The 497-nt window shown below is 64.2% G+C and carries 1 pseudogene; it reads left to right on the top strand.

The annotated features are described in order from the left end of the window. Positions 1–485 (top strand): annotated as a pseudogene (locus EN852_RS34990) (magnesium-protoporphyrin IX monomethyl ester cyclase); the annotation flags it as partial. Positions 486–497 lie beyond the last annotated feature (12 nt).

Raw genomic sequence — 497 nt, forward strand, 5'->3', positions numbered from 1 at the left:
CCGATCGCGAGGCGATCCGGCTGCTGCGCCAACACGGCATCCTGTCGATGGCGACCTGGGTCGCCGGCTTCGAGGACGAAACCCTGCGCGACCTGTGGCGCGGCTTCCGCCAACTTATCGCCTATGATCCCGACCAGATCCAGGCGCTCTACGTCACGCCGCATCGCTGGACGCCGTTCTTCCGCATCGCCAGCGACCGCAAAGTGATCCAGAAGGACGTCCGTCTCTGGGATTACAAGCACCAGGTGCTGGCGATGACCCGGCTGAAACCCTGGATGCTGTTCTTCGCCGTCAAGCTGATCGAAGTCGCGGTGCAGTCGCGGCCGAAGGCGTTGGCGCGGATTCTTTTCCACCCCGATCCCGAGCAACGGCATTCGATGCGCTGGTACACGAAGATGGGCCGCCGCGTATGGTTCCGCGAGGTCTGGGGGTTTCTTGCCCGCGACCGCCGCGTCACCGATGGCTCGACCCTCGCCGAATTCTGAGATCGGATGAGC

Source organism: Mesorhizobium sp. M2E.F.Ca.ET.209.01.1.1 (assembly GCF_004010375.2).
Classification (GTDB): Bacteria; Pseudomonadota; Alphaproteobacteria; order Rhizobiales; family Rhizobiaceae; genus Mesorhizobium.